This window comes from Chryseobacterium sp. CBo1 (assembly GCF_001693475.1).
Taxonomy (GTDB): Bacteria; Bacteroidota; Bacteroidia; order Flavobacteriales; family Weeksellaceae; genus Chryseobacterium; species Chryseobacterium formosense.
The window spans coordinates 1-17210 of record NZ_MAUH01000005.1 but is presented as its reverse complement, the minus strand read 5'-3'; the positions used below and the strand labels follow the sequence as shown (position 1 = coordinate 17210).

16 protein-coding genes are annotated in these 17210 nt (G+C 33.4%); all 16 read left to right on the top strand.

What is annotated here, in order from left to right:
• Window positions 1-3 precede the first annotated feature (3 nt).
• The 16 genes from BA768_RS04685 to BA768_RS04610 all read left to right on the top strand — a co-directional run bounded on the left by BA768_RS04685 (window position 4) and on the right by BA768_RS04610 (window position 17052).
• Window positions 4-492, top strand: a complete 489-nt coding sequence (locus BA768_RS04685; protein ID WP_065719898.1) for a hypothetical protein — start codon at window positions 4-6, stop codon at window positions 490-492.
• Between the two features lie 31 nt (window positions 493-523).
• The gene (gene atpA / locus BA768_RS04680; RefSeq protein WP_034675846.1) at window positions 524-2101 is read left to right on the top strand and encodes a F0F1 ATP synthase subunit alpha; all 1578 of its coding nucleotides are present in this window, start codon (window positions 524-526) and stop codon (window positions 2099-2101) included.
• Between the two features lie 70 nt (window positions 2102-2171).
• On the top strand, window positions 2172-3035 hold the full coding sequence (gene atpG / locus BA768_RS04675) for an ATP synthase F1 subunit gamma (RefSeq protein WP_065719897.1): 864 nt from the start codon (window positions 2172-2174) through the stop codon (window positions 3033-3035).
• 96 nt (window positions 3036-3131) lie between these two features.
• Window positions 3132-4490 (top strand): hemolysin family protein, encoded by a 1359-nt coding sequence (locus BA768_RS04670; protein WP_034675852.1) that lies wholly within the window; start codon window positions 3132-3134, stop codon window positions 4488-4490.
• A gap of 10 nt (window positions 4491-4500) precedes the next feature.
• Complete coding sequence (locus BA768_RS04665; protein WP_034675854.1) at window positions 4501-4806, top strand: ATP-dependent Clp protease adaptor ClpS; 306 nt, start codon at window positions 4501-4503, stop codon at window positions 4804-4806.
• A 292-nt stretch (window positions 4807-5098) separates the two neighbouring features.
• On the top strand, window positions 5099-5713 hold the full coding sequence (udk, locus tag BA768_RS04660) for a uridine kinase (protein ID WP_065719896.1): 615 nt from the start codon (window positions 5099-5101) through the stop codon (window positions 5711-5713).
• A gap of 1 nt (window position 5714) precedes the next feature.
• Entirely contained in the window at window positions 5715-6071 is a 357-nt protein-coding gene (locus tag BA768_RS04655) for an FtsB family cell division protein (protein WP_065719895.1), read from the top strand.
• Between the two features lie 132 nt (window positions 6072-6203).
• On the top strand, window positions 6204-7367 hold the full coding sequence (locus BA768_RS04650; RefSeq protein ID WP_065719894.1) for a methylmalonyl-CoA mutase family protein: 1164 nt from the start codon (window positions 6204-6206) through the stop codon (window positions 7365-7367).
• 75 nt (window positions 7368-7442) lie between these two features.
• Window positions 7443-7826 (top strand): GxxExxY protein, encoded by a 384-nt coding sequence (locus BA768_RS04645; protein WP_034675863.1) that lies wholly within the window; start codon window positions 7443-7445, stop codon window positions 7824-7826.
• 118 nt (window positions 7827-7944) lie between these two features.
• Window positions 7945-9093, top strand: coding sequence for a class I SAM-dependent methyltransferase (locus BA768_RS04640; protein ID WP_034675865.1), 1149 nt, complete (start codon window positions 7945-7947; stop codon window positions 9091-9093).
• Window positions 9094-9190: 97 nt separating this feature from the next.
• Window positions 9191-9469 carry a hypothetical protein gene (locus BA768_RS04635; protein ID WP_065719893.1) on the top strand — a complete coding sequence of 93 codons (279 nt, stop codon included), beginning with the start codon at window positions 9191-9193 and terminating at the stop codon, window positions 9467-9469.
• Between the two features lie 143 nt (window positions 9470-9612).
• Complete coding sequence (locus BA768_RS04630) at window positions 9613-10992, top strand: dipeptidase (RefSeq protein ID WP_065719892.1); 1380 nt, start codon at window positions 9613-9615, stop codon at window positions 10990-10992.
• A gap of 133 nt (window positions 10993-11125) precedes the next feature.
• Entirely contained in the window at window positions 11126-12130 is a 1005-nt protein-coding gene (locus tag BA768_RS04625; RefSeq protein ID WP_065719891.1) for a T9SS type A sorting domain-containing protein, read from the top strand.
• Window positions 12131-12248: 118 nt separating this feature from the next.
• Window positions 12249-13001, top strand: coding sequence for a hypothetical protein (locus BA768_RS04620; protein WP_065719890.1), 753 nt, complete (start codon window positions 12249-12251; stop codon window positions 12999-13001).
• Between the two features lie 249 nt (window positions 13002-13250).
• Window positions 13251-14033 carry a hypothetical protein gene (locus BA768_RS04615; protein WP_065719889.1) on the top strand — a complete coding sequence of 261 codons (783 nt, stop codon included), beginning with the start codon at window positions 13251-13253 and terminating at the stop codon, window positions 14031-14033.
• Between the two features lie 100 nt (window positions 14034-14133).
• Window positions 14134-17052, top strand: coding sequence for a T9SS type A sorting domain-containing protein (locus BA768_RS04610; protein WP_165601772.1), 2919 nt, complete (start codon window positions 14134-14136; stop codon window positions 17050-17052).
• Window positions 17053-17210 lie beyond the last annotated feature (158 nt).

The window sequence follows — 17210 nt, the reverse complement described above, 5'->3', positions numbered from 1 at the left end:
ACGATGAAAAAAATATTATTAGGAGCTTTGCTTCTCGTTTCTTGCTTTGCTTTTGGGCAAAAAGTTAAAATTAAGAAGAACATTGTCTTTGTTGATAACAAAGAATGGTTATTTGCTGAGAAAGATAATGTTTCAGATTATTCAATTTATGATAATAATAAGAACGAAATAATATTCATAAAGTATATTATTCAGGATTTAACTAGTAATATGATTTTCAATAATGATTCTAATAATCCAAATTATTTTCGTGTAAAATTTATTGGAACAGATAAAACAATTGAAATAAGACAGTTACCTGAAGATATTTTGAAAGTTATTTATAAAGCTAATATTTTTAATTCTGATTTTTCATTTAATTTAGATAAACTAAATATTTTAGTTGATAAATATGGCAATGACTTTTCAAAAAGAATTAAAAATAATAATCAAACAGTTATTATTCAAGAGTCAAGACCAAGAAACGGTTTTAATATTAGTTTAGGAAGATAATTAATTATTTAAAAAGAAAAACAACCATACAATGGCAGAAATAAATCCGGCAGAAGTATCTGCGATCTTAAAACAGCAATTGGCCAACTTCGATACTCAATCAAACGTTGAGGAAGTAGGTACAGTTCTTACCATCGGTGATGGTATTGCTCGTGTATACGGGTTAGAAAATGTACAATACGGTGAGTTGGTAAAATTTGCTAGCGATGTAGAAGGTATCGTACTAAACCTTGAAGAAGACAACGTAGGTGTTGCTCTTTTGGGTGAAAGTAAATTGGTAAGAGAAGGTGATACCGTAAAAAGAACAAACAGAATCTCTTCTATTAAAGTAGGAGAAGGTATGTTGGGTAGAGTAGTTGATACTCTTGGTAACCCAATCGATGGTAAAGGTCCTATCGCTGGGGAATTATACGAAATGCCACTGGAAAGAAAAGCTCCGGGAGTTATCTACAGACAGCCGGTAACTGAGCCTTTACAAACAGGTATCGTTGCAATCGATTCTATGATCCCTGTAGGAAGAGGTCAGAGAGAGCTTATCATTGGTGACAGACAGACAGGTAAAACTACTGTTGCGATCGATACGATCATCAACCAAAAAGAATTTTATGATGCTGGTCAGCCAGTATATTGTATATATGTTGCAATCGGGCAGAAAGCTTCTACTGTAGCTCAGATTGTAAAAACTTTATCAGATAAAGGGGCGCTCGCTTATACAGTAATTGTTGCAGCTAATGCTTCAGATCCTGTTCCTATGCAGGTGTATTCTGCAATGGCAGGAGCTTCTATCGGAGAATATTTCAGAGACACCGGAAGACCTGCTCTAATTGTTTATGATGATTTATCTAAACAAGCTGTTGCTTACCGTGAGCTTTCTCTACTATTGAGAAGACCACCGGGACGTGAGGCTTATCCTGGAGACGTTTTCTATCTTCACTCAAGATTATTGGAAAGAGCTGCAAAAGTGATCGCTGATGATACTATTGCAAGCCAGATGAATGATTTACCTGAATCTTTAAAACCTTTAGTAAAAGGTGGTGGTTCATTAACGGCACTTCCGATTATCGAAACTCAGGCGGGTGACGTTTCTGCGTATATTCCGACAAACGTAATTTCGATTACTGACGGACAGATTTTCTTAGAGTCTGATCTATTCAACTCTGGGGTTCGTCCCGCAATCAACGTAGGTATTTCTGTATCTCGTGTTGGAGGTAATGCTCAGATCAAATCAATGAAAAAAGTTTCTGGTACACTTAAATTAGACCAGGCTCAGTATAAAGAATTGGAAGCGTTTGCTAAATTCGGTTCAGACCTTGATGCTTCTACTTTAGCAGTTATCTCTAAAGGTGAAAGAAACGTTGAGTTGTTAAAGCAACCAGTTAACTCTCCACTTCCTGTTGATAGCCAGGTTGCTATGATCTATGCAGGTACTGAGAACTTAATGAGAAACGTTCCTATCAAAAAAGTAAAAGAATTCCAAATCGAATATATCGAATTCCTAAGATCAAAGCATCCTGAAACGATGGCTGCTCTAAAAGCCGGAAAAATTGATAACGATATTACAGGTGTTCTTAAGCAGGCTGCTAATGATTTAGCTGCAAAATATAACTAAAATTAATTCAAAATTCCTAATTCAAAGTTCAAAATTTTGAATTAGGAATATTAAACTTTGAATCCTTCGAATGGCAAACTTAAAAGAAATACGAGGAAGAATCAGTTCAATTTCATCTACGATGCAAATTACAAGAGCTATGAAAATGGTTTCCGCTGCGAAACTTAAAAAAGCTCAGGATGCAATCGTAATGTTAAGACCTTATTCTGAAAAACTTCAGGAGATCATCCAGAATGTAAATTCCAGTTCAGATCCTGATCAGATTTCTGTTTATGCTCAGAAAAGAGAAGTAAAGAGAGTGCTTTTCATTGCTGTAACTTCAAACAGAGGTTTGGCGGGTGCTTTCAACTCTTCTGTGGTAAAAGAATTAAACCACCAGTTTCAGAATAATTCTCAGTACGAAATTGAAGTTCTTACCATCGGTAAAAAAGTTTACGACGCAATAAGAAAAAACCGTACTGTATTTTCAAATGAAAGTGCCGTTTTTGATAACCTGAATTTCGAAAGAGTTTCTAATATTACAGAAACTGTAATGAAAAAATTCTTGAATGGCCAATTTGATGAAGTGTATTTAATTTATAATAAATTCATCAACGCTGCTACTCAGGAAGTGATTACAGAACAGCTTTTACCAATTTCAATGGTCGAAACTGAAGAGACTGAAGTAGAAACAGACTATATCTTTGAGCCGAACAGAAACGAGATTTTGGATAATTTGATTCCTAAATCTATTAAAACTCAGGTTTTCAAAGCTGTTTTAGACTCTGTAGCTTCAGAACACGGTGCGAGAATGACGGCAATGCACAAAGCAACCGACAACGCCCAGGCTCTGAAAAACGACTTGGTTATTTTCTACAACAAAGCAAGACAGGCTGCTATTACAAACGAAATCTTAGAGATCGTTTCAGGAGCAGAAGCTTTGAAAAACTCGTAATAAAATATTCAAAAATACAAAAGCATCGATACGTTCGGTGCTTTTTTTGTTATTATATTTTTGTATATCTTTGTACAATAAATTATAATTTTCTAAATGGATTCGGACATAGTCAGGCTTTTGCTAGCCTTATTTCTTGTATTGTTAAATGGCTTTTTCGTAGCCGCAGAATTTTCAATTGTTAAAGTTCGTTATTCACAAATTCAACTCAAAGCTGCCGAAGGAGATTCGATGGCAAAACAGGCAGAGCATATTATCAAGCATCTTGATGAGTATCTCTCTGCAACACAACTTGGTATTACATTAGCTTCTCTTGCTTTAGGTTGGGTAGGTGAAAGTGCTATGCACCATGTTATCGATAATTTATTTCATTCTTTAAGTATAAATCTTGCCGAGACTACTGTTACTACGATTTCTTTAGTTTTGAGCTTTCTGATTATTACGGTAATGCATATTGTTTTTGGAGAATTAATCCCGAAATCGATTGCTATTCGTAAGTCCGAAGCTACTACAATGGCAACTGCAGTTCCTTTAAGGGTTTTCTATACGGTGTTCAAACCATTTATTTGGTTGATGAACCTAATGTCAAACGGGTTTTTAAGATTAATAAAAATCCATCCGGCTTCCGAACAGGAAATTCACTCTACGGAAGAGCTTCAGCTTTTGGTAAAACAATCAGCCGATAGCGGAGAAATTGAAGAAGAAAACTACGAAATCATCAAAAATGCATTTGATTTTACCGATCATTCAGCGAAACAAATCATGGTTCCGAGACAGAATATTACTTCTATTGATTTTGCAGATGATCTGAATGACATTATCAATAAAATTATGGAAAGCGGATATTCCAGAATTCCGGTCTATGAAAATTCGATTGATAATGTAATTGGTGTTTTTTATACAAAAGAAATCATCAGAGAATTCGTTAAAAGAAAAGGGGAATTAAGTCATGATGATCTTCGGGAATTGATGCGTGAATCTTTCTTTGTGGTAGGAAGCAAGAAAATTTCAGATTTGTTGAAGATTTTCCAGCAGAAAAAACAGCATTTAGCTATTGTAATTGATGAATTCGGAGGAACCGAAGGAATCATTACCTTGGAAGATATTTTGGAAGAACTGGTAGGTGAAATTCAGGATGAAGAGGATGATGAAGAAAAACTGGTTGATAAAATTGCAGAAAACACCTATTGGGTAAAAGCGACTCAGCCCTTAGATGAAATCAACGAATCTTTGCCTAAAAAATTGACTCTTTCTGAAGAAAGCGAATACAACACTTTAGCAGGATTTATTTTACATGCTTTGGAGGATATTCCGGAAGAAAATCAGGAATTTGATCTTGAAAATTATCATTTTAAGATTTTAAAAATGAATAATAAGAGCGTCGAAATGGTTGAATTGGTATATATTGAACCAAATAATATAGTAGACGATATTTTAGATAAATTAGACGTTTAAATATAAAATAATGATTTTTTATAACAGCATAAAAGATTATGAAGATCCGAAACGGCAGTATGAAGAAGAAGTGCTGGTTTTGGACGATATCGATGAAGTTTACAAATTAATCTTGCATAATGACGACATTCACACTTTTGATGATGTCATCGAGGCATTGATCCAGATTTGTAAGCACGACCCAATTCAGGCAGAACAATGCACGATGTTGGTTCATTTTAAAGGCAAATGCGCGGTAAAAACAGGTTCAATGGAAGTTTTGAAACCGATGCATGAAAAATTAATTGCAAGAAGCTTAACAAGCGAAATCGTATAAAACAGACTCCGACATAATTGTTGGAGTTTTATTTTTGGAGTTTGTTTAAATATTAATCGGTTTTAAAAATAACTATTTCCTCTTTCAGAGTTCAAATTATTATATATTTATTTTATATAATTGCGTTCATCGGGTTTACCCGATGCTTTAATCTGCCACGACTTCACGGCTTAAAATTCTTAAACTAAATATAAACCATAAAGCAGCAGAAAAAACTTCCAGCTACCAACTTCCATCATCCAACTTTTAAATAAAATACTATCTTTGTAAAAACTCTAAAGAAACAAACAGAATGCTTGTAATAGGAATTGCCGGAGGAACGGGTTCTGGCAAAACTACGGTTGTTGATAAGATCATTCAGCAACTTGATATTGAAGGGATGAATATTCTTTCTCAGGACAATTATTATAATGATAATCATAACCTTACGCTTACAGAAAGGGAAGCTTTGAACTATGATCATCCCAAATCGATCGATTTTGACTTATTGCTGCAACATGTAAAAGCATTAAAGAATAACGAATCTATAGAGCAGCCTATTTACAGCTTTGTAACACACGGAAGAACCGGAGATCATGTAACAGTAGAACCAAAAAACGTTTTGGTTGTTGAAGGTATTCTTGTTTTGACGAATAAAGAACTGTTAAGGGAATTTGATTTAAAAGTATTTGTTCATGCCGATTCAGACGAAAGACTGATCAGGAGGATCAGGAGAGATACACAGGAAAGAGGAAGAGATCTGAACGAAGTTTTACACCGTTATCAGACAACTCTGAAGCCAATGCATCAGGAATTCATTGAACCTTCGAAAAACGAAGCCGATTTGATTATTCCGAATATGAGACAGAATTCTGTCGCAATTGATTTTTTAACCACCGTTATTAAAAACTCATTAAGAAAACACTAAAATGGCAGTAAAAGAGCTTATTAAAGACATTAAACCCAAATCGGAAACGTTTAAATTTATTCAGCAATATATTCTGAATAAGTATGTGATTACCATATTTCTTTTTCTGGTGTGGATGATTTTCTTTGATAAAACTTCTTTTTTGGTAATTCACGAGCTGAATGGTGAGATCAATAAGTACGAAGAGCAGCTCGATTATTATAAATCAGAGTACGAAAAGAATGATAAATTCTACAAAAAACTGATGAATAATAAATCGGAAAAAGAAAAATACGCCCGAGAAAATTACTTTATGAAAAAGCCCAACGAAGAAATTTTCATTCTCGTTGTAGACAGTGCTCATATTGCGAAGAAATAATCAAAGTAAATTATGAATGGTCAATTCGCTTTGCTATTAATATAAATTTAAATATAGTTGTCTAATTTTCGTCGATTCAATTCACTTGTGAAACAAAATTGACGATTGACAATTCACAAATATCCACATTCCATGTCAAACTCGGAAACCTTCTCAAACTGGGAAAATCTTGTTAAAAAACAGCTTAAAACAGAAGATATCTACACCATCCTGAAAAAAGAAAATTTAGAGGGAATTGATGTGAAACCTTTTTATAATTCTGTTGAAAAACCCACACCAAATCTTCCAAAAGTGGAAGAAAGTACACATTTGGTAGCCAACTATCATGAAAGTCTGGAAGATGATGTTTTTGCATTTTTATTGAATGAAAATGTTGAAAATCTGGTAGGAAAAACGGTTTTCGTAAACAACAAAGATTTAGCAGAACACATCAGTCCGCAAGATGAAGATCAGTATTTTTCACTGATCGATGTTTTTGATGAGAAAAATGCTGAGATGGATGATCAGTTGGTGAAAGAACTTTTAGCAAAAGATTTCAAAAGAAACATTTGTGTAGATATTTCACTTCATCAAAACGCAGGAGCCGCCATTTACCAACAATTGGGAATCGCTTTGGCAAAAACTAAAGAATTAATTGAAATTTACGGAGCAGAAATCATCAATAAACTGATTTTCAGAATTGCAGTAGGCGGGAATTATTTCTTTGAAATGGCAAAAATTCGTGCTTTTAAATTGGTTTTTAATCAACTTTCAAAAGAATACGATTTAGATCATATACCATACATTTTTGCTGAAACTTCATTGAGAAATAAAGCGATTTCGGATAATGAAAATAATTTGATCCGCTCGACTTTAGAACTGGCTTCAGCGATGATTGGTGGAGCAGATGCTGTTTACAGCAACAATTATCTGGTTGGAAAAAGTACGGATAATTCGGAAGAAATTTCTTTCAAACAACAGATCGTCTTGGCATATGAAAGTATCATCAATGTTTTTGAAGATGGTTCAAATGGAAGCTATTACATCGAAAATATTACCAATCAGATAGCCGAAAAGTCTTGGAAGCTATTTGTTGAAATTGAAGAAAGCGGAGGGTATCTCGAACTTTTAAAACAGGGAATTATCCAGAAAAAGATTTACGATCAGGCTGTTGAAGAACAGAAATGGGTGGAGGAAGGAAAAATAAAGCTGATCGGAGTGAATTTATATCCGAAATTAGAAGTTAAAAAATCGATTGAGGAATTATATAATCCAAAGGAAATTAAAGCAGTTCGTTGGGCTGAAATGTTTGAGTAGTTTCCCACGGATTGCACAGATCTTCACAGATGATTCTGTATATTATTCTATAAAAATTTTATAAACACAAATACGATGAAAGAAAATGAGATAAGTTTTTATGTCAGAAAATCAATATTTTCTGTTTATAATGAATTAGGCTCAGGATTGTTGGAAAAAGTTTATGAAAAAGTATTAATGTTTGAGCTTGAAAATCATGGATTAAAAGTTCGAAACCAAGTTCCAATGTCTATAAAATTTAAAGATACCATTATTGATTCAAGTTTTATTGCGGATATAATTGTTGAAGATAAAGTAATTATAGAAATTAAATCTATCCAAGAAATCAGTGAAGTTCATCATAAACAATTACTTACCTATCTTAAATTGTCAGATTTAAAGTTAGGAATATTAGTCAACTTCAATACTGATTATATAGCTAAAAATATCTTCCGAAAAATAAATGGAAATTTAGATTAAATAAAAAATCAAACAGTTTGACTACAATTGTCACTGATCTTTTTAACATAAGCATCTGTGAAAATCCGTGAAATCTGTGGGAATAAATAAATAATAACAAATTCTTAAAAAAATATTCGTGCATTCGTGGCATTCAAAAAAAGAAATTCAAAACTATATCAATCAGAATCTTCATTCAGATTTGCATTCTTTATTATTAAAAAAATCCCCGTTTTCTGAAGTTTCCATGCAGGAAATTGTTCAGCAGATCAAAGGAAAACAGGTTGCACAGAAGAAATTTCCGTTTTTATTAAAAGATGGAATTATTTTTCCGCCACAACTCAATCTCGAACAATCTTCTTCAGAAAAAACAGCACTTTATAAGTCAGAAATTTTAAAAGGAAAGAAATTTATCGATTTGACAAGTGGTTTCGGGATTGATGCTTATTATTTAGCTAAAAATTTTGAAAACATAACTTTAGTTGAACAAAACTCTTATCTTTTAGAAATTGTTGAACATAATTGGAATATTTTAGGGAAAAAAGCAAAATTTATCAATCAAAAACTGGAAGATTTTCTGGAGCAGAATAAAGAAAACTTTGATGTTACTTATCTTGATCCGGCTCGAAGAGATCAGAACAAAAATAAAGTGTTCCTTTTGGAAGATCTTTCGCCCAATATCTTGGAAATTCAGGATCAATTGCTTTCGATTTCGGAAAGTGTTATCATTAAGCTCTCACCTTTAATAGATTTAAAATATTTGATTTCTGTTTTAAAAAATATTTCGAAAATTGAAATTATTGCTGTTCGAAATGATGTAAAAGAAATTGTTGTTTTCTTGTCTAAAAACTATTCAGGAGAAATAATTTGCAGGTGCGTTAATCTTGAAAGTGATGAAAAAGAGTTTTGCTTTAAAATTAATGAAGAAAAAAATGCGGCAGCAGGATATTCTGAGCCTGAAAAATTCATATATATTCCTAACAATACGATTCTGAAAGCCGGTATTTTCAATTTGATTTCTGAACGTTTTAAACTTAAAAAACTACATCCGAATACGCATTTGTACACTTCTGATATTAAAATTGAAGATTTTCCCGGTAGAATTTTAGAAATGGAAGTGATTGATTCAAAACGGATTAAAAAAAAGGCACAATTTAATTTAGTTTCAAAAAATTATCCTTTAAAACCTGAAGAAATCAAGAAAAAATATCAGCTGAAAGACGGAGGAGAACAGTATCTTATTTTTACACAATCCAAAAAAGGTAAAATAATATTAAAATCAGTCTAAAAATGTTGCCGAAAAATGCAATATTTCTTACTTTTGGGCAATTAAAAATTCAGGAATAAAATAATTCCGACTGATCCTTAAAAATAAAAATCTGCATATGAAAAAATTAGTTCTATGTTTAGCTCTTGCAACGGTAGCGGTAAGCTGTAAAAAAATCCAGGCTGGAGGAAATAAGAATATCATCAAAATGGAAGAAGGTACTGAAAGATATTCTGACGATCACCAAGGTGGTGCAGAAGCTCACGGTCATGGAGGTGCACATGAAACTGCTGCTCCGGCTCATGCAGAACCAGCTCAAGGTGCTCACGAAACTGAAGCTCCAAAAACTGATTCTACAGCTGCAAAACATGAAGAACCTGCAAAAGCAGAGCACTAATTTTTTTGAAATAAAAGAATATAAATCCTGCATTTTTGCGGGATTTTTGTTTTAAAAGATATAATTCATTTAAATAAATTAAAAACTTTTTTTGTTTGTGGTGACCCGACAAATTTTTTAATTTTAACAAAATTTAATTTACAATGCAAGAAACATTAAATTACATCAACGAAAACAAACAGCGTTTTGTTGATGAATTGTTTGAGTTACTTAGAATTCCTTCTATTTCTGCCGATCCGGCGTATAGCAATGACGTTCTGAAATGTGCAGAAGTTTGCGCAGAACATCTGAAAAATGCAGGAGCAGATCATGTTGAAATCTGTTCTACAAAAGGTTATCCGATTGTGTATGGGGAAAAGATCATCGGTGAAAATCTTCCTACAGTCTTGGTTTACGGTCATTATGACGTACAACCTGCAGATCCGTTAGAACTATGGAAAAAGCCTCCTTTTGAGCCTTATATTGAGAAGACTGAGCTTCATCCCGACGGAGCAATTTTCGCAAGAGGTTCTGCTGATGATAAAGGGCAGTTTTTCATGCAGATCAAAGCCTTTGAGGCGATGATGAAAACGAATTCTCTGCCTTGTAATGTGAAATTTATTTTAGAAGGTGAAGAAGAAGTAGGTTCTGTAAGTCTTGGAAGCTGGGTAAATGAAAATAAAGAAAAGCTTGCTTGTGACTGTATTTTAATTTCCGATACGCATATTTACAGCAACGAACAACCAACTGTAACAACAGGTCTAAGAGGTCTGAGTTATGTAGAAGTGGAAGTTGAAGGATCGAACAGAGATTTACATTCAGGATTGTATGGTGGTGCAGTTCCGAATCCTATTCATGTTTTGTCAAGAATGATTGCTAAGCTGATTGATGACGATGGACACATTACGATTGACGGTTTTTATGATCATGTAGAAACGGTTTCTGATGAGGAAAGAGCTGAAATGAATAAGCTGAAAGACAATCCTGCAGAATTCAAAAAATCGATTGGTTTAAATGATGTGGAAGGAGAAAAAGGATATACAACTTTAGAGAGAACTTCAATTCGTCCTACATTAGACTGCAACGGGATTTGGGGCGGCTATACAGGTGAAGGTGCAAAAACGGTGATTCCTTCTAAAGCTTTTGCTAAAATTTCAATGCGTTTGGTTCCGTATCAGACTCCGGAAGAAATTACAGAAAAGTTTACCAAATATTTTGAAAAAATTGCTCCTGCAAACGTAAGAGTGAAAGTTACTCCTCATCACGGTGGCTTGCCATATGTGTTGCCGACAGATACAAAAGAATATTCTGCTGCAAAAAATGCAATGCAGACTGCTTTTGGAAAGGAAGTTTTTCCTTATAGAGGAGGAGGAAGCATTCCGATAACCTCAATGTTTGAGCAGGTTTTGGGTGCGAAATCTGTTTTAATGGGCTTTGGTTTGGATTCTGATGCCATCCACTCTCCAAATGAACATTACGGTTTGTTTAATTTCTATAAAGGAATTGAAAGTATTCCGATGTTTTTTGAGAATTATTCAAAATAGAAAGTGAATTAATTTATTAAAAAATAATCCTCATGAAGTTTTTCTTGAGGATTATTTTTGTTTTTAACATTATTTTTAGTTTTTGTATTTAAACTTTTATTATATTTACGCTAAAATATTAAAATTAAGTTTTATGAAAAAAATTCTATCTTCTTTATTGTTGGTTTCAGCAACAATGATGATGTTTGGGCAAGTTCAAGTTCTTGTTAATGAAAACTTTAATACATTAATTACAGGGAACCTTGCAGGTCAAAATTCATGGGTAACAGGTGGAGGTACAGCTACGGATTATCAAATTGTTTCAATTGATGCTGCACATGGGCTATCATTAACAACAACAAGTGGTAATGGTTATGCTGCAACTTCAAATCCAAACAATAGAACTGCGGCAAGACAACCTGCTATAACTGCCAACGCTTCAAATAACATTATACAAGCAAATGCAGAAATTTATACAGGCTCTTCTAATGGTTCGGGAGAATACAGGTTTTCTGTAGTAGGGAATAGTAGTTCATCTAGTACAACAGCAATAGCTCTTGGTGGATTCACATATAATGTCACTACCAAAAAGTTAAATGGATTGGGAACTTTTAATAATGCTGGTTCGCCTACTCTTTATTTGATTTTAGCTGATGCTAATGCACCCGTGTTCCCGGTGAACACTTGGGTTTCTGTATCTTTTACCTATAATAAAACTACCGGGGCTATGACATGGTCTTGGCCTGGAGGTGGAACCTCTATTTCAACTGATCCTGATCAAATTGCTGGGATGATTGCAAAAGATATATATGTACAAAATATTACTACCACTGGAAATACAAATAGTAATACTGTGGGTGTTGATAATATTCTTGCACAATTTGGAAGTAGTTCTACATTATCTGTAAGCGATGTAAATACTGTTCAGGCAAATAAGAGAAGTGCTATTTCAATTTATCCTAATCCAACTACCGACGTATTAAACATCAAAACAGATTCAAAAATCAATGCAGTTTCTGTAGTAGATCTTACAGGTAGAAAAGTAAATGTGAAATTAGAGGGTGATAAAGTTGATGTAAGAGGTCTTTCTGCAGGAACTTACTTAATCAATGTTGAAACAAAAGACGGTATTTCTACAGAGAAATTCATCAAAAAATAATAGCTGATTCTTCAGAAACAAAAAATCACTCCTCTTGGGGTGATTTTTTTGTTTCAACATGGTGTGAATAAATATTTTTTTGTACTTTTAAAAAACTAATTACAATAAAATATTAACCATGAAAAAAATCGCATTACTGGCTATCTGTGCCATGTTTTCAAATTCTCTATTTTCACAACAGTGGGATGGGGCTACAAATCTAACCGATCACATCTACAGAAATGGGAAAGTAAGTATAGGAACTGACAATAACAATGATAAGCTAAATCTTAATGGAAACTTTAGACTAACGGGTAATTCTGGAAATAAGATTGTGTTTGGTGGGGGCTCTACATCACCTGTTGGTAGTACTATTGTGGGTGATGATGGAAATTTTCATTTTGAATTTAATGATTCTAAGTTATATCTGCATCCGTATGTTTCAGCATATTTCGGTGATGTAGACCCTAATCCACAATTAAAAAATGCTTTTTCAATGGGGGCTACTGGAATAGTTGGAATGGGAACAGATAATTTTTATTGTAGTCAATGTTCAGGCTACCGTCTCTTCGTAAAAGATGGTATCAAAACCGAAAAAGTGCAAGTAGAAATTGCAGTAAGTAACGGTTGGGCAGATTATGTTTTTCAAAAAGATTATAAACTAATGCCTTTACAAGAGTTACAGTCTTACATTACAGATAAAGGTCATTTGCCCGAAGTTCCTACTACAGAAGAAGCTATTGCTAATGGTATTGAGCTTAAAGAAATGAATATTCTTTTGCTTAAAAAAATCGAAGAGCTTACTTTATATACCCTTCAACAGCAGAAAAATATTGAAGAGCAAAACACTCGTATCGAAATGTTGGAAAAGAAAATTAGTACATCTAAATAACTCCAGTATTAGTAAACTAATTAATTGAAAATTTTTACTTTTCAATTAATTCATGACATTTTAGAGTAATATTATAAATGATGTAATCACATACACATTTATGTAAAACTCATTATTAAATTTTCTAACTCAATTTTAAATAGTTGAAATAATTTTTTAGTCTCAATGTAGATTAAACTATTTCATTTTTGTAATAATCGATTTTTAAGCTTTTACATTAAACCTTTAACTAATCATAAATTTTAAACCATGAAAAAAATCTTTCTATTGGCAGCGTGTGCCTTATTTTCAAACACTTTATTTTCTCAGCAATGGGATGGACCACTAAATACCGCAGATCATATTTACAGAAGAGGAAATGTGAGTATAGGAACCGGTACCAACATCGATAAACTTAACGTTGCTACCGGTAATATTAGAATATTTTATGATAGCAGGATAGCTCCTAATGTAAGAAATAGCTTAATCTTTGGAAATGGTCGACAAGAAGAAATCGATTTTTATATTACAAAGCTTGCAAAGGGTCTGCATATTTATCCTCTTTATATACAACCAGATAACAATATTGCACAGCCAACATTTTACATTTCAAATTCTTCAAAAATTGGTGTCGGAACATATGAGGTAGACTGCTCAAGCTGCAAAGAATATCGTCTTTTCGTAAAAGACGGCATTAAAACCGAAAGAATAAAAGTAGAAATCGCAGCTAATAATGGTTGGGCAGATTATGTTTTCAATAAAGACTATAAGCTTATGCCATTAAATGATTTGCAAGCTTATATTTCTGATAAAGGACATTTACCAGAAGTTCCTACCACAGAAGAAGCGATTGCTAATGGTATTGAGCTTAAAGAAATGAATATTCTTTTGCTTAAAAAAGTAGAGGAACTGACGTTGTATTTGATCGACCAAAATAAAATCAATCAAAATCAAAAAACAGAATTAGAATCAAATCGAAGAGAAATCGACGATATGAAAAACAAGCTTAATTCTTTGCTTACCAAGCAAAATAATTTGTCTAATAATAAATAATGAAAATATGAGAAAACATACAATATTTTTCATTTTTATGGTTTGTCTGACCAATATTTTATGTCAAACAAAAGGGCAAGCTAAAAATGATAAAATCTATATGAGCCCAGGTGGTACATTAGATAACATATTCGATCATTATGGTAACAAATATGATCCTTCTGATATTCTCATTGGTAACAAGAGAGAGAGTTTGAGCGGAACGGCAAACAAATCTACAAATCCGGCACCCATGTCTTGTGGCTTTTTCAATTTATACTTTGAAACGGGATCAGGAATGGAAGATGCATCAAATCCGGTACATATGGCAAGAAGAAATGTAGTATGCCGTGTTTTTAATGATCTTTCAGATTTTATCAATTCTCCGTTAAAAACAAACGGATTAAATAATAAGGTAAATATATGGGTGAGAAACATTAATAATGCAATACCTGCTCCAAATACTCCAAGTGGCGTTTTAGGTCTTGCAAGCTCTTTCTACAGCATGCCTTATAATGCTACAGCAGGATTTGGTGGTATTTCAGATAATGAAATATGGAAAACAATTCATTTGGGTACCGATTCATATGACGGTGTTTTTTCACCGGTAAACTCAAACGGATCGAGTTCAGGTGTTTCCGGCTTGTTTTATCATGGGATGATGGCCTTCAATTTTTCAGATTCTTCAATAAACTGGAATACTGATCTTTCAGTCGCATCTTTTCCTGGTTTATATGACTTGTATTCTGTAGTCTTGCATGAAATAACCCATGCAGTAGGATTTTCAAGTTTAATCAATGCTTCGGGTAATTCTAAATTTGGAACAGGATTTAATTACTTTACCCGATATGATGCGTTTTTAAAGAATAGTACTTCTACAGAGTTTCTGTTGAAGAAGGCTGCTTCAGCTTGCGGAGAAATGTATAATTATTCGTTTAATAATGTTTTAAGCAATAGTATATTAAGCCCTCCAAATAATCTATGCAGTAGTAAAATAAGATATGTTGGACTCTCAAATGTTCCCGTATTTACTCCTCCAGGATTTACAGAATCAAGCAGTTTGAATCATTTTGATGGCAGTTGTGTGTCCTCTAATCCAAATTTTGTTACGGAAAGTGCTTACGCGACCAATTCGATTAGAAGATATCTTAAACAAGAAGAGAAAAATGTATTGGTAGATTTAGGATATAGTGTAAACAGTACATTCGGAGTTGGTACAACATACAATGGTACGACAAGTTATTCGGGGCAATTAACGGGAATTAGTGTGGCTGGTTCTAATGATGGGATTAACTACACCAACGGAACGATCACTTTTACCGGAAATCCAGGAACAGCTATTAATTTATCAAACCTTCTGAGTAATGACTTTGATGCCGCAGGTTTTGAATGTCTTGAAGATATTTTTGATTCTACCGCAACGCTGTCAGTTACTTCAGGTACAGCGGGTACATCTGTTACTTATTCAAGTTCTGTAGCTGGTTTGCATTTATTGAGATATATTCCTGTAAATTCTTCCGGGAAAAAAGGAAATATTACGTACGTTTATGTTTATATTAATGAGCAGAATAACTGTACACCGCCTACAGGAACGGGATGTAATCCGAATGCGAATTTGGTCATTAATCCACAATTTGAAAGCTTTTTACCTTCACAAGGTATTGGAAATATAAATAAAGCTTGTAATTGGTCAGATGCTCATATTATCACAGGAGGTGCAGATTATTTTAATGGAAATTATGGAGATCCTGAGATAAAAACTCCTTGTAATATGATGGGTTACCAACCGGATAATGTTACAAATAACAAAGGATACGCAGGAATGGTAGTAAGAAAAAGTTATGGCAACCAAATTTACTCGGAGTCGATTAAAACGACGCTCGCAAGTCCATTATTACCGAATACGAAGTATAGATTGAGCTTTCAGGTTTCTTTAGCTGAAGGGAATAGTAAAAATGCAATTAAATTCCAGGCTTATTTATCTAATAACAGCACTTCTTATCCGGGATATGGTGAAATTCCTATCTCAAATCCTTCGATGCTGTTTACTGATTCTAATTATGCTACCAGTGCAAGTACTTGGAAAACCATTACTTTTGATTTTACGACAGGTAATGTTGCAGGTCAGACAACATTATATTTAGGAGGTTTGAGTAATATTGATTTTATTTCTAATACTCCGTCTCCACAAGGAGTGAATGGCTGTGGTTATTATAATTATAATGACAGCAGTGTGCCTAATGATTTTGGTGCGTGTTATTATTTTGTAGATAACGTTTCAATCACTGCTCTTGAAAATACGATTGATATGACACTTGATCTTCCGCAATATATTTGTCCGAATAATGTAATTAGCGATATGTCGCTTTACCTTACCGGTTCTTATTTCAACGGAACATTTTCCGGAAATGGAGTTTCAGGGAATACATTTAGTGCAAATGCAGCTGGTTTGGGTACTCATACAATTTATTATACGTACACTAATACTTCAGGTTGTATAATTACGATTTCAGATGTAGTTTTTGTTACAGACAGAGAATCGATTTGTGGACCGGCAAATAACTGTCCGCAGAATTATTCATTTTACACCACCGAAACCAATCCAAGTGTTATTTACAAAGCTTCAGAATATATATATACAGGAAGTCACTATCTGGTACAATCAGGTAATTCTGTTGATTTTAAAGCAGGTAAATATATTCTAATGGAACCAGATTCGGAAATAGAATATGGAGCATCATTTTCAGCAATCATTGAAGACTGTCAGACAAATATTACCAGAATATCTGCAAAATCATTACCTGAAGTAGAGCAAAATGAAAATGCATTACAGATTTATCCTAATCCGGCAGGTGATTTCTTAAATATTAAAACATTGTCACCACTTACCAAAGTTGAAATCTATGATACTTCTGGTAAAAAAGTAAACTTTAGATTAGATGGAAACAGAGCAAATGTGAGTCATTTGGTTTCGGGTAACTATATTATTACAGTAGAGACTAAAGAAAATAAATACACTAAAAAATTCATCAAAAAATAAAACAGATAAATAATAATCAATAACGCTCCAGTGGTAAGTTTGCATTAAGTGAAATTGATTAATAACTTAGTTAAAAAAATTAACCAAAAGAGTAAAAGCAGCAGGATAAAGGCAGACGCTTCATTGATACTTCGATATCGCCCCCGATTTTATTCCCC